This is a genomic window from Streptomyces sp. NPDC056486, from assembly GCF_042795295.1.
Classification (GTDB): domain Bacteria; phylum Actinomycetota; class Actinomycetes; order Streptomycetales; family Streptomycetaceae; genus Streptomyces.
In genome coordinates, this window is sequence record NZ_JBHTSF010000158.1 from 1 (window position 1) to 19,933 (window position 19,933).

The 19,933-nt window shown below is 69.1% G+C and carries 14 protein-coding genes; 8 read left to right on the plus strand and 6 right to left on the minus strand.

Annotated features, from left to right (window positions below):
- The first annotated feature begins 106 nt into the window (after window positions 1-106).
- From ACFQ7F_RS37790 to glgC, 3 genes are read left to right on the plus strand one after another with little or no spacing between them, the layout of a single operon-like run.
- Window positions 107-847, plus strand: coding sequence for a (2Fe-2S)-binding protein (locus tag ACFQ7F_RS37790; RefSeq protein ID WP_383281139.1), 741 nt, complete (start codon window positions 107-109; stop codon window positions 845-847).
- A 52-nt stretch (window positions 848-899) separates the two neighbouring features.
- Window positions 900-2,066 (plus strand): glycogen synthase, encoded by a 1,167-nt coding sequence (gene glgA / locus ACFQ7F_RS37795; RefSeq protein WP_383281142.1) that lies wholly within the window; start codon window positions 900-902, stop codon window positions 2,064-2,066.
- A gap of 22 nt (window positions 2,067-2,088) precedes the next feature.
- Window positions 2,089-3,309, plus strand: a complete 1,221-nt coding sequence (gene glgC / locus ACFQ7F_RS37800; protein WP_383281145.1) for a glucose-1-phosphate adenylyltransferase — start codon at window positions 2,089-2,091, stop codon at window positions 3,307-3,309.
- A 24-nt stretch (window positions 3,310-3,333) separates the two neighbouring features.
- On the opposite strand, the gene ACFQ7F_RS37805 is transcribed toward glgC, so the two are convergent.
- The 5 genes from ACFQ7F_RS37805 to ACFQ7F_RS37825 form a co-directional block, all read right to left on the minus strand.
- The gene (locus ACFQ7F_RS37805; protein ID WP_383281175.1) at window positions 3,334-4,323 is read right to left on the minus strand and encodes an ABC transporter permease; all 990 of its coding nucleotides are present in this window, start codon (window positions 4,321-4,323) and stop codon (window positions 3,334-3,336) included.
- Window positions 4,324-4,352: 29 nt separating this feature from the next.
- The gene (locus ACFQ7F_RS37810; protein ID WP_383281148.1) at window positions 4,353-5,318 is read right to left on the minus strand and encodes an ABC transporter permease; all 966 of its coding nucleotides are present in this window, start codon (window positions 5,316-5,318) and stop codon (window positions 4,353-4,355) included.
- A 200-nt stretch (window positions 5,319-5,518) separates the two neighbouring features.
- Entirely contained in the window at window positions 5,519-7,051 is a 1,533-nt protein-coding gene (locus tag ACFQ7F_RS37815) for a sugar ABC transporter ATP-binding protein (RefSeq protein ID WP_383281151.1), read from the minus strand.
- Between the two features lies 1 nt (window position 7,052).
- Entirely contained in the window at window positions 7,053-8,150 is a 1,098-nt protein-coding gene (locus ACFQ7F_RS37820) for an ABC transporter substrate-binding protein (RefSeq protein WP_383281154.1), read from the minus strand.
- A 144-nt stretch (window positions 8,151-8,294) separates the two neighbouring features.
- Entirely contained in the window at window positions 8,295-9,308 is a 1,014-nt protein-coding gene (locus tag ACFQ7F_RS37825; protein ID WP_383281157.1) for a LacI family DNA-binding transcriptional regulator, read from the minus strand.
- Window positions 9,309-9,502: 194 nt separating this feature from the next.
- Between ACFQ7F_RS37825 and ACFQ7F_RS37830 the strand changes: the two genes are divergently transcribed.
- The 5 genes from ACFQ7F_RS37830 (at window position 9,503) to ACFQ7F_RS37850 (ending at window position 18,566) form a co-directional block, all read left to right on the plus strand.
- Window positions 9,503-12,121, plus strand: coding sequence for a PA14 domain-containing protein (locus tag ACFQ7F_RS37830; RefSeq protein WP_383281160.1), 2,619 nt, complete (start codon window positions 9,503-9,505; stop codon window positions 12,119-12,121).
- A 120-nt stretch (window positions 12,122-12,241) separates the two neighbouring features.
- Entirely contained in the window at window positions 12,242-12,958 is a 717-nt protein-coding gene (locus ACFQ7F_RS37835; RefSeq protein ID WP_383281178.1) for a hypothetical protein, read from the plus strand.
- A 116-nt stretch (window positions 12,959-13,074) separates the two neighbouring features.
- Window positions 13,075-15,417, plus strand: coding sequence for a GH92 family glycosyl hydrolase (locus tag ACFQ7F_RS37840; protein ID WP_383281163.1), 2,343 nt, complete (start codon window positions 13,075-13,077; stop codon window positions 15,415-15,417).
- Window positions 15,418-15,616: 199 nt separating this feature from the next.
- Window positions 15,617-16,990: a wax ester/triacylglycerol synthase family O-acyltransferase gene (locus ACFQ7F_RS37845; protein WP_383281166.1), complete on the plus strand. Its 1,374-nt coding sequence runs from the start codon at window positions 15,617-15,619 to the stop codon at window positions 16,988-16,990.
- Window positions 16,991-17,060: 70 nt separating this feature from the next.
- Complete coding sequence (locus tag ACFQ7F_RS37850) at window positions 17,061-18,566, plus strand: SDR family NAD(P)-dependent oxidoreductase (RefSeq protein WP_383281169.1); 1,506 nt, start codon at window positions 17,061-17,063, stop codon at window positions 18,564-18,566.
- 68 nt (window positions 18,567-18,634) lie between these two features.
- On the opposite strand, the gene ACFQ7F_RS37855 is transcribed toward ACFQ7F_RS37850, so the two are convergent.
- Window positions 18,635-19,459, minus strand: coding sequence for an SDR family oxidoreductase (locus ACFQ7F_RS37855; RefSeq protein ID WP_383281172.1), 825 nt, complete (start codon window positions 19,457-19,459; stop codon window positions 18,635-18,637).
- Window positions 19,460-19,933: the final 474 nt, after the last annotated feature.

Genomic DNA, 19,933 nt, shown 5'->3' on the forward strand with positions numbered 1-19,933 from the left:
AGGTGACTCCGCCACATGACCCTTCACGCCGCACGCCGATGGCACGCACCGAACGCCGCTCCTTCTCCCACGGAGATCCATCAGAAGGGCCCTAGGCTCTGCTGTCGTGAAAGCCACTCTCGATCTGACGGAAGTCGCCTCCGTCGGCGGATTCTTCGCCCTGCGTACAGGGGAGCCGCCGGGCGGCGCCCAGGTGGCGCCCCTGGCACGGGTGTACGCGGGGGACGACGGGCCCCTCGCGTTCCGCGCCGACAAGGTCGCCGACCGCCTCGGCGCGCCCGATCTGCGGATCGGGGTGTCCGTGGCACAGCTGGGGCTCGCGGCGCGGCTGTGGTCCGTGGCACTCGGCTCGGCCGCCCTGCACGGCGTAGTGCCGGACCTCGATCCGGCGCTGCTGCACTGGGACGCGGACGGCAGCACTCCCGACGACCTGTGGCTGACGGAGGTCACGACGCGGCCCGGCGACGCCGCGAGCATCCGGGACGTCGTACAGCTCGGCCATCTGGCGCCGCTGGCCGACGCCCTGCGCACGCGGTACCGGATCTCCGCACCTCTGCTGTGGGGCAACGCGGGCTCGGCGCTGGCCGGTGCGGCCCGCGAACTGGACACCTGGGCGCGGCGCACGGGACGTACGGAAGTCGGGCAGCGCGCCAGGGCGCTGGCCGCCGAACTCTTCGACCACCCCGACCTGCGCGGCACCGGAACCCTCAGCGGCACAGCGTTCCGGCGGCGCAGCTGTTGCCTCTACTATCGATGCCCCAACGGGGGTGTGTGCGGGGACTGTTGCTTCGATCGGCCGCCCCAGAGGTCGGTGCGGGGCTCTTCCCCACCGGGCGCTTCTGGGTGACCATGAGGGGGCGGGCGACCGACGGCTGGGGTGGACGGACGGGAGGTTCTGCGTGCGAGTAGGACTGCTCACCCGGGAGTATCCGCCGGATGTCTATGGCGGAGCCGGAGTCCATGTCGAGTTCCTCGCAAGGGAGTTGGGGTCCCTCGTCGATGTCGACGTGCACTGCTGGGGAAATCAGGAGACCGCCGAAGGGCTCGTACGCCACCAGGCCTGGGACGCCCTGGACGGCGCCAACGACGCGCTGCGCACCTTCTCCGTGGACCTGTCCATGGCGGCCGCTCTCACGGGGTGCGACCTCGTCCACTCCCACACCTGGTACGCCAACCTCGCGGGCCACTTCGGCAAGCTCCTGCACGGCATCCCGCACGTCATGACCTCGCACTCCCTGGAGCCCCTGCGCCCCTGGAAGGCCGAGCAGCTGGGTGGCGGGTACGCCCTCTCCGGCTGGGCCGAGCGCACTGCCGTCGAGGCGGCGGACGCCGTGATCGCCGTCTCGCGCGGTATGCGGGACGACATCCTCGGCTGCTACCCCGCCATCGACCCGGCGAAGGTGCACGTCGTCCACAACGGCATCGACACCGGCCTGTACCGCCCCGACCCCGGCACGGACGTCCTGGAGCGCCTGGGGATCGACCCCGAGCGGCCGTACGTCCTGTTCGTCGGACGCATCACCCGGCAGAAGGGCGTGCCCCATCTGCTGCGCGCGGCAAAGGAGTTGGACCCCGCCGCCCAGCTCGTGCTCTGCGCCGGAGCCCCCGACACCCCGCAGATCGACGCCGAGTTCCGCGTTCTCTTCGAGGAGCTGCGTATCGCCCGCGGGGGAGTCCACTGGATCCCGGAGATGCTGCCGCGTCCACAGATCATCCAACTGCTCACGCACGCCCGGGTGTTCGCCTGTCCCTCCGTCTACGAACCGCTCGGCATCGTCAACCTGGAGGCGATGGCCTGCGGCACCCCGGTCGTGGCGTCGGACGTCGGCGGCATCCCCGAGGTCGTCGCCGACAAGAGCACAGGGCTCCTCGTCCCGTACGAGGAGCAGGAGCCGGCGGCCTTCGAGGCGCGGCTCGCGCAGGCCCTGAACGAACTGGTCGCCGATCCGGGCGCCGCGACCCGCATGGGCGCCGCAGGACGCGACCGTGCCGTCAGGGAGTTCGGCTGGGACGCGGTCGCGCGACGCACGACCGACGTGTACGAGGAGTTACTCGAGTCCAAGTGATCCCAGTTAAGGGGGCGGCGCGATGCGCGGTGGACCTTCGGTGCTCGGAATCGTCCTGGCGGGCGGTGAAGGGAAGCGTCTGCAGCCCCTCACGGCCGACCGGGCCAAACCAGCGGTCACGTTCGGCGGCACGTACCGCCTCGTCGACTTCGTGCTCTCCAATCTCGTCAACGGCGACATCCTGCGGATCTGCGTACTGACCCAGTACAAGTCGCACTCCCTTGACCGGCACGTCACCACCACCTGGCGGATGTCCAGCCTCCTCGGCAACTACGTCACCCCGGTGCCGGCGCAGCAACGCCTGGGACCGCGCTGGTACTTGGGCAGCGCGGACGCCATCCTGCAGTCGCTCAACCTCGTCCACGACGAACAGCCCGACTACATCGCGGTGTTCGGCGCCGACCACGTCTACCGCATGGATCCCCGGCAGATGCTCACCCAGCACTTCGAGAGCGGCGCCGGGGTGACGGTCGCGGGGATCCGCGTGCCGCGCTCGGAGGCCTCGTCCTTCGGCATCATCACGCCCGCGCGGGACGGCACACGCGTCGACCGCTTCCTGGAGAAGCCCACCGACCCGCCAGGACTGCCCGGGTCGCCGCACGAGGTGTTCGCCTCCATGGGCAATTACGTCTTCACCACCAAGACCCTCGTCGACGCGATCCAGCAGGACGCCGAGGACGACAACTCCGTGCACGACATGGGCGGTTCCATCCTGCCCATGCTCACGGAGCGCGGCCTGGCCCAGCTGTACGACTTCGACGACAACCATGTGCCGGGGGAGACCGCGCGCGACCACGGCTACTGGCGTGACGTCGGCTCGCTCGACGCGTACTACGAAGCACACATGGACCTGATCTCCGACCAGCCCGTCTTCAACCTGGACAACCGGCGCTGGCCCATCTACACCCACCCGGGCGGCCTGCCGCCCGCCAAGTTCTGTGCGGCCGGCATCGCGAGCGAGTCCATCGTCAGCCCGGGGTGTGTCATCCGGGGGCAGGTCACGCGCTCCGTGCTCTCGCCGGGTGTGACGATCGAGGACGGGGCGGTCGTGCAGGGCTCCGTGCTGCACGACAACGTCCGTGTGGGCAGGGGAGCGGTGGTGCGGGGTGCCGTACTCGACAAGAACGTGGACGTCCCGCCCGGGGCGACGATCGGGGTCAACCCCGAGCGGGACGAAGAGCTCTACACGGTGTCGAAGGGCGGCGTGATCGCGCTGGGCAAGGGGCAGATCGTACCGTTGTAGCCCCAGGTCGTACCTTTGCAGCCCCTAGAGAACCCGGCGTCGGCGGCCCAGCCAGGTCTGCGCGATCACGACGAGTGCCAAGAACGCGCCGCTGACCACCTGTTGGTAGGCGGAGTCGAGCGAGCCGATCTGGTTGATGACGTTCTGGATGACCTTCAGGAGCAGTACGCCGACGAGTGATCCGCTGATGAACCCGAATCCGCCGGTCAGCAGCGTGCCCCCGATGACGACCGCGGAGATCGCCTCCAGTTCCATGCCCGAGCCGAGGATGGTGACGCCCGAGACGAGCCAGGCCGCGTTGAGCGCGCCCGCGAGGCCCGCGCAGAGGCCGGAGAGGGTATAGACGGTGACCTTGGTGCGGGCCACGGGGGCGCCCATGAGGGCCGCCGCGTCCTCGTTGCCGCCGACCGCGTACACGTACTGCCCGAAGCGGCTGCGGCGCAGGACCACGGCGCCCGCGATGAAGAGGGCCAGGGTGATCCAGACCGGGGCTCCGATGCCCAGGAACTTTCCTTGGCCGAGCGTCGCGAAGAACGAGTCCTTGTCGACGAGGTAAGTCTTGGAGCCCTCGTCGGTGATGGACAGGAGGATGCCGCGTGCGCCCAGCATCGCGGCCAGCGTCACGATGAAGGGAGCGAGGCGGGAGCGGGCGATCAGGAGGCCGTTGACGAGGCCGATGAGTCCGCAGACGGCGAGCGGCAGGAGCAGCGCCACGGCCGTCCCGTACTGCGAACCCCACGCGGCGAGCACTCCGCCCAGGGCGAAGAGCGAGCCGACCGAAAGGTCGATGCCGCCGGTGACGATCACGAAGGTCATGCCCAGGGCGACGACCGCGAGGAACGCGGAGGAGACCGCCATGTTCTCCAGGTTGTCGCCGGTCAGGAACGTGTCGAAGCTGAGCGATGCCGCGATGACGGCGACCACCAGGGTGACCAGGGCGCCGTGCTGCTGGGCGAGTGCGCTGAGGCGCTCGGAGCGGCTCGCGCCGGTCGGTTCGTCGTCGCTCGTCTTCATGGGGTTGGCCTCGGATAGGACGGTGCCGGTCACCGCTTGCCCCTCTCCCGTGCCGCGTAGACGGCGAGAATGATCACTACGGCCTGGGCGATCTGTGTCCAGGAGGGCGGCAGATCGTGCTTGATGAGCGTGGCGGTGAGCAGCTGGATCAGTACGGCGCCCGCGACGGTGCCGCCGATCCGTACGCGTCCGCCGCTGAGCGGTGTGCCGCCGACCACGACGGCCGTGATCGCGGACAGTTCCATGAGGTTGCCGAGCGACGTGGGATCGCTGGCGGTGAGGCGGGCCGTCGCCAGGACACCCGCGATGGCGGCGAGCGCTCCGGAGCAGACGTACACGAGGATCAGTACGCGTCGTACGGGGAGTCCCGCGAGGCGGGCCGCCGGGCGGCTGTCGCCGATGGCGAGGAGCTGGCGTCCGAAGGTGGTGCGCCGCACGACGAAGGCGACCAGGAGCGCCAGTGCCGCCGCGATCAGGACGAGGTAAGGGATGCCCAGAAAATCGCCGGAGCCCAGTGACGCCATGGTCGGGTCGCGTACGTCCTTGAGCTGGGGGAGCAGCACGAGGGCGAGGCCGCGGCCCGCGACCATCAACGCCAGTGTGGCGACGATGGGTTGGACGCCGATGAACGCGATGAGGGAGCCGCTTGCGAGGCCGATGGCCGCGCCGCCGATGATCGCGACGGTGAGCGCGATCCATGTCCCGTAGCCCAGATAGAGGGAGAGGAGGGACGTGGAGAGCGCCATGACCGAGCCGACGGAGAGGTCCACGCCCTCGCTGCCGATGGCAAGCGCCATGCCGAGGGCGACGATGAGGACCGGGGCTACCTGGACCGCCTGGGTGCGGAAGTTCTCGGCGGAGAGGAAGTGCGGGGTGAGGGCGATGTTGAGGATCAGGAGGACGGCTACGCCGAGGTAGACGCCGTAGTTCTGGAGGTATCGGAGGACGCGCTCGCGGTCGGCGGGAGCTTTGCCTCCCAGGGCGAGGTCAGTCATGGGAACTCCGGGTGTGCCGGGTGCGGGAGCCGGTGCGCCTTGGCGCGTCTGTGGGGCGGGGCCGCGCCGGTATGTCCGTCCTCGCCATCCGCTCGTGAGCGTCTTGGTGCTTCGGCTCCGGAGTGATGCGAACCGTGCTCCGGGCGGAAACACCGGCACGTCCCCTCCGGTCGGAGCGGCGGCCTCGGGTGGGATGGGGGCTAGACACCAGGGCTCCCGGGAGTGGTCGGCGTGGTTGCTATCGCTCGCATGAGGGCGTCCTCTGTGACCTGGGAGCCGGTGAGTTCCTCGATCACCGTGCCGTCCTTGAGGACCACTACTCGGTCCGAGCCCTCGATCAGCTCCTCCATGTCGGAGGAGATGAGGAGGACTGCGAGGCCGTCGTTGGCCAGCTCGTCTATGAGTTTTTGGACCTCGGCTTTAGCGCCGATGTCTATGCCTCGGGTGGGCTCGTCAAGGAGGAGGACCTTGGGGTTCATTGCCAGCCAGCGGGCCAGGAGGACCTTCTGCTGGTTGCCGCCCGACAGTTCCCCCACCTTCTGGTGGGGGCCCGACGCCTTGATGCGCAGGCGCTTCATGAAGGTGTCGACGATCTTGTCGATCGCTGCCTCGTCCACCAGACCGAAGCGCGAGAGACCCGGGAGCGCGGCGAGTGCGATGTTCTCGCGGACCGAGAGGCCGGGGACGATTCCCTCGGCCTTGCGGTCCTCGGGCAGGAGGCTGATGCCGGCCCGGATGGCCGCCGGGGGTGAGCCGGTGCGGACCGGGGTTCCGGCGATCAGTACGTTGCCCGAGTCGGTCGGGAGTGCGCCCGCGATCGCCTTCGCCGTCTCGCTGCGGCCCGAGCCGAGCAGGCCACCGAGGCCCACCACCTCGCCGGGGCGGATCTCGACGGAGACGCCGTGCAAGTGGTGGCGCATCGTCAGGTTGGACGCCTGGAGGAGGGGTTGGGTGTCCGGTTCGTGGTCTCCCGAGAACTTGGTGACGCCCTCTTCGCGTACTTCGCCCACCTCGCGGCCCAGCATCAGGGATACGAGGCGGAGGCGGTCCAGTTCCGCGATCCGGCCGGTGTGCACCAGTTTGCCGTCGCGCAGGACGGTGACCGCGTCGCACACCTCGTAGAGCTCCTCGAGGCGGTGGCTGACGTAGATCACCGCGATCCCGCGGTCCCGCAGCATACGGATGACGCCGAACAGGGTCTGGACCTCGCGGGGTTCGAGTGACGACGTCGGCTCGTCCATGATGACGACCTGCGCGTCGACCGAGACCGCTCGGGCCAGGGCCACCATCTGCTGTGCGCCCACGCCGAGTTCGCGCAGCGGGCGGCGCACGTCCACACGCACGCCGAGCCGCTGCAGGGACTCGTCCGCCTCGCGGTGCATCCGGCGGAAGTCGATGAGGCCGAGCCGGCCGCGTGGCTCGCGGCCGAGGAAGAGATTGCGGGCCACGCTCATCAGGGGGACGAGGTTGACCTCCTGGTAGATCGTGGAGATGCCCGCGTGCTGGGCGTCGAGCGGGGTGGCGAAGGAGACTTGTTCGTTCTTGTACGTCAGCTCGCCCGCGTCCGGTGCGTATACGCCTGTCAGGACCTTGATCAGCGTGGACTTGCCCGCGCCGTTCTCGCCTATCAGAGCGTGCACCTCACCGGCGCGCGCGGTGAAGTCGACCCCGTCCAGGGCGCGTACGCCCGGGAACGTCTTGCTGAGGTGGGTGACCGAGAGGACGTCGGACATCTCAGAACGCCTTGCCGAGGTCCGCCTTGGCGTTGTCCTTCGTGTACGCGCTGTCCTTGATGACGATGTCCTGCGAGACCTTCGTGCCCTTGGTGAAGGTGTCCAGGGTCTGGAAGGCGAGCGGGCCGAAGCGCGGGTTCGACTCGATGACGCCGTCGATCCAGCCGTCGACGATGCCCTGCACGGCGTTGCGCGTGCCGTCGACCGTCACGATCTTCACGTCGCCGGCCTTCTTGCCCGCGCCCTTGAGGGCGTTGACGGCGCCGAGGCCCATCTCGTCGTTCTCGGCGTAGATACCGTTGATGTCCGGCTTGGACTGGATGAGCTGCTCGGTGACCTGCTGGCCCTTCTCGCGGGCGAACTCACCCGTCTGCTTGAAGACGACCTTCAGGTCGGGGGCCTTCTCCTTGATGCGGTCCTGGAAGCCCTTGGTGCGTTCGGTGGTGACGTTGTTGCCCGCGGCGCCGAGCAGGATCGCGACCTCGCCCTTGCCGCCCGTCGACTTGATCATCTGGTCGGCCGCGCGCTTGCCCTGCTCGACGAAGTCGGAGCCGATGAAGCTCACGTAGTCCTTGCAGGCCTTGGCGTTGATCTTGCGGTCGATGGTGACGATCGGGATGTGCTTGGCGGCGGCCGAGCGAAGGACCGGCTCCCAGCCGTCGGAGTTCAGCGGAGCGATGACCAGGAGGTCGGCGCCCTTGGCGATGAGGTCCTGCACGTCGCTGATCTGCTTGGAGAACTGCGACTGGGCATTGGCGGTGAGCAGCTTGACGCCGCGCTTCTTCGCCTCGGCCTTGATGGACGCCGTCTCCGCGATGCGGAAGGGGTTGGCCTCCTTCTCCGACTGGGAGAAGCCGACGGTGGCGGACTTGAGATCGAGCTTCTTGCCGCCGTAGGCGTCTATCGCGCAGGTCTCGCCGCTGCCCGCGCTCGGCTCCGAGACGACCTGGCCCGAGTCGCCCTTGTCCTGCGCGGTGGAGCCCTTGTCGCCGTCGTCCTCGGACTTGGCGCATCCGGTGGCGAGCGCGAGGCTCGCGGCGAGACCGGCGGCGAGGAGAGTCCTGGCTGAGATGCGGCTAAGGCGTGTGGTCGGCTTCATGGAGTCCCCAAAACGGCACGGCCCCGGAGCTGAGAGCGCTCACGGGAGGATCGGCAACTACGGTCAACTCGGCGGTACGGGGAGCTTTTTACATCGTTGAAAGGACGCTGTAAACCCTCCGCGCAAGGGGAGACCCCCGGTGACTCAGCGTCGGCCCAGTGTGCTCTCGCGCTCCACCAGGCGGAACTCGGCGGCGAGTTCACGGCCTTCGGGCTCTCCCGCGCCCTCCAGGCTCCGCAGCAGCGATCCCACCGCGAGCCGGGCGATGGCCTGCTTGTCCGGCGAGACCGTGGTCAGCGTGACCGCCCCGAACTGCCCCTCCGCGATGTCGTCGAAACCGACCACCGCCACGTCCCACGGCACGCGCAGACCGCGCTCGTGAAGGACGCGCATGGCCCCGATCGCCACCAGATCGTTGTACGCGAACACCGCGTCGGGCCGCACCCCCGCGTCCAGCATCCGCGCCATCGCCTTCGCCCCGTCCCAGCGGTTCCAGCCGCCGACCGGGCCCACCAGGCTCTCCGGTGCGGCAAGGCCCGCCTGCGTCAACTCCTCGCGCCAGCCCTGGAGTCGCAGGTTCGCGGGTTGGTTCGCGGAGTCCGTCCGGGCGCCGAGATACGCGATGCGGGTGCGGCCGCGGCTGATGAGATGGCGTACCGCCGTGTGCGCCGCCGCCACGTTGTCGATCGCGATGTGGTCGTACGGCAGGGCGTACTGGCGCTCGCCGAGCAGCACAAGCGGAACGTCGTCCTCCCGGCCGAGGAGGTCGTCCGATTCCAGCTCCAGGGGGCTCAGGATCAGGCCGTCGATCACCCGGGCCCGGAACCCCTGGCTGACCAGGACCTCCTGCTGGCGTTCGCCGCGGGTGTGGTCGAGCAGGACGGTGAAATCATGCTCGGCCGCCGCGTCGATGACCGCGCCCGCCAGTTCGGCGAAGTAGGGGTTTCCCAGTTCGGGAACGGCGAGCGCGATGATCCCCGTACGGCCTTTGCGCAGGTGACGTGCCGTCAAATTGGGGCGGTAGCCGAGCTCGTCGATCGCCTCCTGCACACGTGCCCGCATCGCCGGGGTGACGTGCTGATACTTGTTCACCACGTTCGAGACGGTCTTGATGGAGACGCCCGCGCGCTCTGCGACGTCTTTGAGGCTAACCCGCACGTGCAGCTCCCTGCGTCGAGGTGCACCCCTGTCCTGGGGTGTTTGTCATGGCCCTGGACAGCGCGCCGGGGAGCGTGCTGTCATGCCAACTGCCGTTCCTTCCAACGTTGTACAGAGCCGTTGTACAGACTGCGGCGGCGAGCCGCCACCCCCTTCCTCAGCCTTCAAGCACCGCTTCAAGCAATGGAGGATCCGTGCGCCCCACCCGACACAGACGAGTCAGGCAGCGACTGATACTGCTGCTCACCGTCGCCCTCGCCTTCGCCGGACTCACCGCCGTGCCGGCCGCGACAGCCGCCGACGAACCCCCCGAAGTCCACGGCCTCAAGGGCGAGTACTACACCCAGTCCGCCCCCGGCGCCTTCGACTTCCACGAGCTCAAGGCCACCGGCTTCGACCAGAAGATCGACTTCGACAACCTCGACCCCCGCCTGAGCTTCGCCACCGGCAAGGCCGACGACGCCACCGTCCGCTGGACCGGCAAGGTCGTCCCGGAGAAGACCGGCTCCCACACCTTCTCCATGATCGGCGACAACGGCTTCAGGCTCTGGGTCGACGGCAAGCTCAGCATCGACCACTGGGTCGACGACTGGGACAAGGAACAGACCGCGAAGCCGGTCGAGTTGGAGGCCGGTAAGGCCTACGACATCAAGGTCGAGTACTTCGAGCACTACGGCGGCTCCAACCTCCACCTGCGCTGGACCGAGCCCGGCGGCAGCAAGGTGGCTATCCCGCAGTCGGCCTTCCGCCTCCCCGACGGCTTCGACTACGACGGCGCCACCGCCGCCACGGTCCTCAAGGACGGCCGCACCCTCAGGCTCGACTTCGCCCAGAAGCTCGCCGCGCCCCCGGCCGGTCTCGCGGACCACATCGAAGCGGTCATCGGCGGAGCCAAGTGGCCTCTCGGCGCGGTCAAGGCCGACCCGAAGGACCCGCGGGTGCTCCTCGTGGACCTCAAGGAGCCCGTGGTCGGCAACAAGAAGGGCAACGCGAAGGGCACCGCCGACCTGCGCTACGACGGCAAGGGCGGCCTGTCCGGCGACGACGGCAAGGCTGTCGCCCAGTTCTGGAGCAGCGGCCCGAACCACTCCGAGCACCAGCTGCGCACCAAGTTCGCCGACGACGTGAAGCCGGGCAACGTGCTCCCCGAGTACCCCCGCCCCCAGCTGACCCGTGACGCCTGGCGCAACCTCAACGGCTCCTGGCAGTTCGCGTCGGCCAAGGCCGGCGAGAAGCCCCCGGTCGGCAAGAAGCTCGCCGAGAAGATCCTCGTCCCCTACCCGGTGGAGTCCCAGCTCTCCGGCCTGGAACGGCACGAGGACCGCATGTGGTACCGCAGGACCTTCACCGTCCCGCAGGGCTGGAAGGTCGGCGACGGCAAGCGCCTCAAGCTCAACTTCGGCGCGGTCGACTGGCAGTCCGAGGTGTTCGTCAACGGCAAGAAGGTCGCCGAACACAAGGGCGGCTACGACAAGTTCAGCGCCGACATCACGGACGCCCTGAAGCCGGGCAGGACGCAGGAACTGATCGTCGGCGTCTACGACCCGACCGACGGCAAGGACGGCGAGAACCCGCCCGTCGGCAAGCAGCGCCTGGACCCGAGCGGTATCTGGTACACCCCCTCGTCCGGCATCTGGCAGACGGTGTGGATGGAGCCGGTGGCAACCGACCACGCCGACTCGCTCAAGATCACGCCCGACGTGGCCACCAAGCAGGTCACCGTCGAGCCCAAGGGCGTACGCGACGGAGTGCCGGTCAAGGCAGTCGCCTACGCGGGCAAGAAGAAGGTCGCGGAGGCGAGCGGACGCACGGGCACACCGCTCAAGCTGAAGATCGCCAAGCCGCACCTCTGGTCGCCCGACGACCCCTTCCTCTACGACCTGAAGGTCACCGTCGGCCGCGACCAGGTCAAGAGCTACTTCGGGATGCGCTCCGTCTCCGTGGAGAAGGTGAACGGCACCCCGCGCACCATGCTCAACGGCAAGCCCCAGTTCCTGATGGCCACGCTCGACCAGGGCTTCTGGCCGGACGGCCTGCACACGGCGCCGACCGATGAGGCTCTCGCGTACGACCTCAAGATGCACAAGGAGATGGGCTTCAACTCGGTGCGCAAGCACATCAAGGTGGAGCCTGACCGCTGGTTCTACTGGGCGGACAAGCTGGGCCTGATGGTCTGGCAGGACATGCCGTCGATGGATGCGGGCCGCAACCCGAGCACGGCGGCCCGCGCCCAGTACGAGTCCGAGATGAAGCAGATGATCGACGAGCACACGAACCACCCGTCGATCGTCATGTGGGTCACCTTCAACGAGGGCTGGGGCCAGTACGACGAGGGCCGCATCGCCACCCAGGCCAAGTCCTGGGACCCGACCCGCCTCGTCAACGGCATGTCGGGCCTCAACCTCGGGCGCGACGGCGGCACCGGCGACATCATGGACGAGCACGGCTACCCGAGCCCGGCACTGCCGCCCAAGCCCGACGGCGTAAGGGCGCAGATCAACGGCGAGTACGGCGGTCTCGGACTCGCGGTGCCCGGTCATGCCTGGTCCGTGCAGCAGAGTTACGTCGACGTGGACCCGGCGACGTACACGGACGACTACCTCACCAAGCTCGACGAGGTGCACAAGCTCGCCTGCAAGGGCGGCAACGGCGCCGTCTACACCCAGATATCGGATGTGGAGGGCGAGTTGAACGGCCTGCTCACCTACGACCGCAGGGTCGTCAAGCCCGACGTGAAGCGGCTCAAGGCGGCACATGAAGCCTTGATCAGCGACGCGTCGCGGCCGGACCCGGCGGGGTGCTCGGGTTCCTGACCCGGGCACGAGGCGCTCCGGACCGGTCGGCGGTCCGGAGCGCTTGTCCCGTGGAGCGCTTGTCCCATGGACGCTTATTCCGTGGACGTGGGTCCGCCCGATTGACACGATCAGCCCGTGATCATCGAGAACGAGTGGGCAAGGGCCGCGGCCCGCAACAACGCCGAGTGGTGCGACGAGGTATGCCGCGCGCACGGCCTGTCGGGGGAGTTCGACGCCGGGGTGTGGAGCAGCGCTCGACGGACACCGCCGCTGTATCCGGACGCCGTCTCGCTCACCCCCGAGGCGTCGGCGGCCGATCTGGTGGCCCGGATCGACACGGCGTCACCTGGCTGCTCGGTCAAGGACAGCTTCGCCTGCCTCGACCTGGAGCCGATGGGCTTCGAGGTGCTCTTCGAGGCGCAGTGGATCCACCGCCCCGCGGTTGCGGCTCCTGTGGGTCATCCCGGCGTCGGCTGGGAGCCGCTCAAGAGCGCTGATTCGCTGCCCGCATGGGAGAGCGCCTGGAACGACGGCGAGGGGGGCCTGGGCTTGTTCCCGCCCGAGTTGTCGGCCGGGGACACGACGTTCCTGGCCGGGACCTCCTTGGACGGCAGGATCGTGGCGGGTGCCGTCGCGAGCCGCAGCGATTCCGTGGTCGGCATCTCCAACCTGTTCGCGGTGGGCGACGCATCGGGCGGAGAGGCTGCTGCCTGGGCCGGCTGTCTGACGGAGGTCGCCCGGCTCTGGCCCGGCGTGCCCGTCGTCGGATATGAGAGCGGCGAGAGCCTGGACGTCGCCGTCGGCCAGGGGTTCACCCCGGTCGGACCGCTGCGGATCTGGGTGCACACCTCCTGAGAGCCGCAGCCCGCCTGCTCTCCCTTTCTCCCACCCCTTGACGCACACGACGCGACCATCGAAGAATGATCGCGTTCTGCGCTTTGACAACGTTGTCCAAGGAGGCGTTCCCACCCATGAGATGGACTCAACGGCTACGCGGTACGGGTGTGGCGGTGGCTGCGGCCGCGCTCCTCGGCGGCGCACTCGCCATACCGGCGGCGCAGGCCGCCCCGGCGCGGGACGGTCGGCTGACCGATCTGGTCAACCCGTTCATCGGGACCGAGAACGAGGGCAACACCTACCCCGGTGCGGCCGTGCCCTTCGGCATGGTCCAGTTCTCGCCCGACACCGGGCACAACACCGGTTACGACCACTCCGACACCCATATCCGCGGCTTCTCGACCGTCCATCTCTCGGGCGTGGGCTGCGGGTTGGGCGGCGACCTGCCGGTGCTTCCCACCACGGGTGACGTCAAGGAGACGGACTACGCCAAGTACGCGGCGGAGTTCAGCCACGACGACGAGAAGGCGAGCCCCGGTGCGTACAAGGTGGGCCTCAAGTCCGGCATCGACGCCGAACTGACCGCCACCGAGCGCACCGGCGTGCAGCGCTACACCTTCCCCGCCACCGACAAGGCCAACGTCCTTCTCAACGCGGGCCAGTCGCTGCACAAGACGGGCAGCACCAAGGTCGAGATCCTCGACAGCCGCACGGTCCGCACGGCGATCACCGGCAGCGGCTTCTGCCAGGACACCAAGCCGTACACGGTTTACACGATCACCCGCTTCGACCGCCCCTTCACCACATCGGGCACCTGGAAGGGCGACACCGTCACCGCGGGCTCCAAGAAGTCGACGGCGGGCGAGGAGCGCAACGGCGCGTACGTCCGGTTCGACACCTCCAAGGACCGCACCGTCGAGGCGACCACCGCTCTCTCGTACGTCGATGCCAAGGGCGCAGCTCTCAACCTCCGTGCGGAGGGCGGGCGTTCGTACGACCGTGTGGAGAAGGCCGCCCAGCGGGCATGGGAGGACCGGCTCGACGACGTGAAGGCGCAGGGCGGCAGCGAGACCGTGCGCCGCACCTTCTACTCGTCCCTCTACCGCTCGTTCCTCGCGCCGAACATCGGCAGCGACGTCGACGGCCGGTACACGGGCTGGGACCAGAAGACGCACCGGGCCAAAGGCTTCACGTACTACCAGAACTGGTCGCTGTGGGACACCTACCGCACCCAGGCGCAGCTCCTGTCCCTGCTCGCGCCGCACGAGTCCCGCGACATGGCGCTCTCCGTCCTGAAGATCGACGAGGAGAGCGGCTGGCTGCCCAAGTGGGGGTACGGCACGGTCGAGACGAACATCATGACGGGCGACCCGGTCACCCCGTTCCTCACCAACGCCTACCAGCAGGGTCTGCTCAAGGGGCATGAGGAGGAGGCGTACCGCGCGCTGAAGAAGAACGCGGACGGTGTGCCGCCCGCCGACTCGGCGCCCGTGGGCCGCGAGGCGAACAAGGAGTACCTGAGCGACGGTTTCGCCCCGTACATCAAGGGCCGTCCGCACGCGAAGCCCGGTGACTCCGACTACGACCACGGCGCTTCCGCGACCCTTGAGTACGCCCTCTCGGACGCGATGCTCGGCCAGATGGCCGGTGAGCTGGGTCATGACGCCGATGCCAAGCGGTATGCGGACCGTGCGCAGAACTACCGGAAGATCTTCGACGCTTCGACCGGGTTCTTCCGTGCGCGGGACGCGGCCGGTGCCTTCACCGGACCCGCCGACCCGGCCAAGAGCGAGGGCTTCCACGAGGGCACGTCCTGGCAGTACCAGTGGCTCGTCCCGCAGGATCTGCCCGGCATGGTCGACCTCATCGGCGGCAAGCAGGCCACCAACGACCGCCTCGACTCCTTCTTCGCCTACGAGGAGCTCCTGAAGGACCCGACCAAGACCGCGCGCGAGGTGTGGGTCAACGGTCCTTACGACTACTACAACGCGGACAAGTACAACCCGCAGAACGAGCCCGACCTCATCGCCCCGTACACATATCTGTCGACGGGCCAGCCGTGGAAGACCACCGACGTGGTGCACGCTGCGCTCACGCTCTTCACGGACACCCCGACCGGCATGACCGGGAACGACGACCTCGGCACCATGTCCGCATGGAACGTGCTGTCCTCGATCGGCGTCTTCCCGGTCCAGCCCGGCACGGACACGTGGGGCCTGTCGACGCCCGTCTTCGAGCGCGTCGACCTGACTCTCGACCGGCGCTACTACCCGAAGGGGCGCCTCACGGTGAAGGCGCCGGGCACCTCGGACACCGACCGGTACATCCAGTCGGCGCGCGCGGACGGCGCCGACTACGGCAAGACGTACCTGACGACCGAGGACATCCGTGACACCCGCGAACTCTCCTTCACGGTGGGCGACAAGCCCTCGAAGTGGGGTACGTCGACGAGCGCGGCCCCGCCCGCTCTGAAGTGACGACTGAAGTGACGACTGAAGTGACGTAAGACATACGCCACTTACGCACCACCAGGCCCGCCTCTCCCAGAGGGGCGGGCCTTAATCTGTTGTTAACTGTGCGTAGCTTGATCGTACTTGACCGTAGTCGCGCAACGGCGATTGACTGCTCCTTCACGTGAGTCATCCCCCGCATCGTCCTCGACGCGAGAGCAGCCCGTTGAATACTCCGACCGCTGAGCCCTCCGACCTGCTCGCACCTCTCGACCTCGCCTTCTGGAACCTCGAGTCCGCCGAACACCCCATGCATCTGGGTGCACTTGGCGTCTTCGACGCCGAATCGCCGGGCGCGGCCGAGCACGCCGCACAGCTCCTCGCCTCACGTGCGGCCGCCGTGCCCGGACTGCGACTGCGGATCCGCTCGATCCTGCTGCCGGTCGGCGCGGCCGTCCGGACGCCCGCGCCCGCCTTCGACCCGCTGCACCACGTCCGTCTCGCCGAGCCCGTGCGGGACTTCCACGACGCGGCGGGCGCGCTCATGCAGTGCCCCCTGGATCGCGAGAGGCCGCCGTGGGAGGCACATGTGCTGCCGGGCCATGACGGCACATCCTTCGCCGTCCTCTTCAAGTTCCACCACGCCCTCGCGGACGGTCTTCGCGCCCTGATGCTCGCCGCGGCGGTCATGGACCCCGTGGACCTGCCGGCCCCGCGTCCGGCGCCCGTGGAGCCCGAGGCCTCCCGGTGGTCCTGGCTGCCCGACCCGCGCAAGCTGCCGGGCCTTGTCCGCGACACCGTCTCCGACGTGGGGCAGGCCCTGGACATCGGCTCGGCCGTCGCCCGCGCGACCCTGGGCGCACGGTCATCGGCCGCCCTCACGTCACAGGCCACCGGCACGCGGCGCACCGCGGGGGTGCTGCTCGACCTGGACGACGTGCACCGCGTGCGCAAGACCGTGGGCGGCACCGTCAACGACGTACTGATCGCCGTGGTCGCTGGAGCCCTGCGCCGCTGGCTCGACGAGCGGGGCGACGGCAGCGAGGGCGTGGAGCCGCGCGCCCTGGTGCCGGTCTCCCGGCGCAGGCCGCGGGGCGCGCAGCCGCCCGGCAACCGGCTCTCCGGGTATCTGGTGCGGCTGCCCGTCGGCGACCCTGACCCGGTCGCGCGGCTGCGGACGGTGCGGGCCGCCATGGACCGCAACAAGGACGCGGGCCCGAACCGGGGCGCGGGCGCGGTCGCCCTGCTCGCCGATCATGTGCCGCCGCTCGGCCACCGCATCGGCGGTCCCGTCGTCGCGCAGGCCGCCAGGCTGCTCTTCGACATCCTCGTCACCAGCGTCCCGCTGCCCAGCCTCGGCCTGAAACTGGGCGGCTGCCCGCTCGTCGCCGTGTACCCCTTCGCGCCGCTCGCCCAGGGGCAGGCGCTCGCCGTCGCGGTGTCGACATACCGGGGCAGGGTGCACTTCGGTCTGGTCGCGGACGCGGTGGCCGTACCCGACCTGGATGTCCTCGCGCGCAGCGTCCGCGAGGAGCTCGCGGGGCTCGTCGAAGCGTGCGTCGAGCGTCCGAGTTTGGTAGAGGGGTCCTTCGCTACGTAAAGTTCTCTTCTTTGGAGCTTCCGCGGTCACTCAGACGAGCCGCGGCATGAGTGACGCGAGGACAGCGGCGATGACGGTGACAGAGGACAGCCTGGAGGCTGCCGGTCCGGCCGAAGAGGCCGTTGATTTCGGCCCCGGCATCGACCCCGACCGTCTCGCCGTCTGCCTGAGCGTGCTCGACGAGCTCGACAAGCTGGACGTCGACCACCCCGACGCGATCGCGGTGCGCCGCGCCACGGCCGGGGTCTACCGGACCGTGAAGCAGCGTCGCCGTCAGGACCGCCGGGCCGCCAAGACCGCGCACGACAAGGCCGTCACCGAGGCCACCGCCACCGGTTCCGCCGAGCGGATCGACGACGAGACCGAGGGCCTGCTGCCCTCGTCGCAGACCGAGGAGGGCCGGATCGCGGGGATACTCCAGCGCCCGCGCTCCTGCTACACCTGCAAGACCCGGTTCGTGGAAGTCGACTACTTCTACCACCAGCTGTGTCAGGACTGCGCCCGCCTGAACCGGTCCAAGCGCGACGCCCGCACCGACCTCACCGGCAAGCGCGCGCTGCTCACCGGCGGCCGCGCCAAGATCGGCATGTACATCGCCCTTCGCCTCCTCCGTGACGGCGCCCACACCACCATCACGACGCGCTTCCCCAAGGACGCCATCCGCCGCTTCAAGGCGATGGACGACTCGGCGGACTGGCTGCACCGCCTGGAGGTCGTCGGCATCGACCTGCGCGACCCGGCCCAGTCCGTCGCGCTCGCCGAGCGGGTCGCCGCTTCGGGACCGCTCGACATCCTGATCAACAACGCGACGCAGACCGTGCGCCGCCTGCCCTCCGCTTACGCCGCCCTGGTCGACGGCGAGGGTGCGCCGCTGCCCGCGGGGGAGCTGCCCGCCCACTCCGTCATCGGTACCTTCAATTCCGGCGCGGTGGACGGCTTGGCCGCGCTGCCCCTTGGCACCAGCGGCCTGGACGCGCAGCAGGTCGCCGACCTCGCCCTCGTCGGGGGCAACGCCAGCGTCGCCCGGCACCTGGATGGCACCGCCATCGACGCGGGCGGCCTGGTCCCGGACGTCGTCGACAGCAATACGTGGGTGCAGACCATCGAGCAGATCTCCCCGGTGGAGCTCCTCGAGACCCAGCTGTGCAACTACACCTCGCCGTTCATCCTGATCAGCGCGTTGCGTCCGGCGATGGCCGACGCCGCGGGCAAGGCGTCGAGCGGCCGTTCCTACGTCGTCAACGTCTCCGCGATGGAGGGTGTCTTCGGCCGCGGTTACAAGGGCGCGGGACACCCGAACACGAACGCCGCGAAGGCCGCGATGAACATGGTGACGCGGACCAGCGCCCAGGAGATGTTCCAGAGCGACGGCATCCTCATGACCTCGATCGACACCGGCTGGATCACCGACGAGCGCCCGCACTACGACAAGCTGCGCCTGGCCGACGAGGGCTTCCACGCCCCGCTCGACCTGATCGACGGCGCGGCACGGGTCTACGACCCGGTCGTGCGGGGCGAAGCGGGCGAGGACCTGTTCGGTGTCTTCCTCAAGGACTACGCACCCGGTAAGTGGTAGGAGACGGGCGGGGCGGTCGCGGGTCGTCCGCCTCCGCCCGTACCTAAACGTACGTTTTGTACGGCACGTCAGGCCTCGCCCGTCGTCGCGCGCAGCCGTTCGTGCACGGCGTACGAGGAGGCTTTGTCGGGGGCCGCCGCCCGCACTCTCGTACCGCCGTCCACCAGGACATCCGCCCCCGTCACCCATTCGGCCGCATCCGAGACCAGCCATGCCACGGCCCGCGCCACGTCCTCCGGTTCGCCGATGCGGCCGAGCGGCAGGCTCGCGGCGAGTTGCTCCTCGGCGCCGTCCCACACGAAGCGGGCCATCTCGGTGCGGATGAGACCGGGGGACACGGAGTTGACCCGTACCAAGGGCGCCAGTTCGCCCGCGAGCTGGGCGGTCAGGTGCAGGAGCGCCGCCTTGCTGGTGCCGTACGCGCCCACGTTGGGCCCCACGTGGGACGCGCCCTCGGTGCAGATGTTCACCACCGCGCCGCCGTGCTCGCCCATCCAGTCACGCCAGGCGAGCTGCGTCAGGTGCAGCGCGGCCTCGACGTTCACGGTGAAGGCCGCGCGCCACCGGGTGAGGTCGACGTCCATCAGCGCGCCGTAAGGGGCGTTCGTCGCGGCGTTGTTCACCAGTACGTCGAGCCGTCCGAACTCGCGCATCGCGAGGGCCACGCACGCCTGAGCCTGAGCGGAATCGGCCACGCCGCCCGTGCATCCGACGGCATCCGCGCCGTCCGCGCGCAGTTCGGCCACCGCCGCCTCCAGGCCATCCGGTGCGCGGGCGGTCATGACAAGGCGATGTCCGGACTCTGCGAGGGCCCGCGCGACGGCGAGCCCGATCCCTCGCGAGGCTCCGGTCACCAGAGCCACCGCACCCTCCCGTGCCTGCGCAGAAGTCATCCTCGTACGGTCCCATGGAGATACGGAAAGGCCCATGGGGTCGACCCGTTGGGGAGTTTTCGGCCCATCGGCCACCCCCACACCAGCACCAACTGTCTGAAATCCACTCCTTCGGCCGAACCCATAGAGCGCGAGCGCGCTCATTTGGTTAATCTGAGGCGAACGGACGGCCTCCAGGGGATCCACAAGCACCCCTCAGCCGCCCCGGGACAGGCTCGCAACCGTGGCCGCGATCCCGCCCGACCAACGGCGCCACCGCGACCGAACAGCTCTTGTCCTTCCGTTACGCGACACAGAGGAGTGCGCGGTGACACCAGATTTGACGAAGCAGGAAAAGCGACCGGCGGAACGCGGCGGCGAGCGGGCCGGCAGGCCACGCAAGCTCAGCAACCTGGACTCGTGGGCCAAAGCGGCCCCGATCCGCCTTGCCGGCTACGAGGACGACCTCGCGGAGCCGCACATCCTCCCCGGTAT

Excerpts from the sequence above, each read along its gene's own strand:
- glgC (WP_383281145.1), top strand. The coding sequence starts at position 2,089 with ATGCGCGGTGGACCTTCGGTGCTCGGAATCGTCCTGGCGGGCGGTGAA.
- ACFQ7F_RS37805 (WP_383281175.1), bottom strand. The coding sequence starts at position 4,323 with ATGAAGACGAGCGACGACGAACCGACCGGCGCGAGCCGCTCCGAGCGC.
- ACFQ7F_RS37810 (WP_383281148.1), bottom strand. The coding sequence starts at position 5,318 with ATGACTGACCTCGCCCTGGGAGGCAAAGCTCCCGCCGACCGCGAGCGC.
- ACFQ7F_RS37815 (WP_383281151.1), bottom strand. The coding sequence starts at position 7,051 with ATGTCCGACGTCCTCTCGGTCACCCACCTCAGCAAGACGTTCCCGGGC.
- ACFQ7F_RS37820 (WP_383281154.1), bottom strand. The coding sequence starts at position 8,150 with ATGAAGCCGACCACACGCCTTAGCCGCATCTCAGCCAGGACTCTCCTC.
- ACFQ7F_RS37840 (WP_383281163.1), top strand. The coding sequence starts at position 13,075 with ATGAGATGGACTCAACGGCTACGCGGTACGGGTGTGGCGGTGGCTGCG.
- ACFQ7F_RS37850 (WP_383281169.1), top strand. The coding sequence starts at position 17,061 with ATGACGGTGACAGAGGACAGCCTGGAGGCTGCCGGTCCGGCCGAAGAG.
- ACFQ7F_RS37855 (WP_383281172.1), bottom strand. The coding sequence starts at position 19,459 with ATGACTTCTGCGCAGGCACGGGAGGGTGCGGTGGCTCTGGTGACCGGA.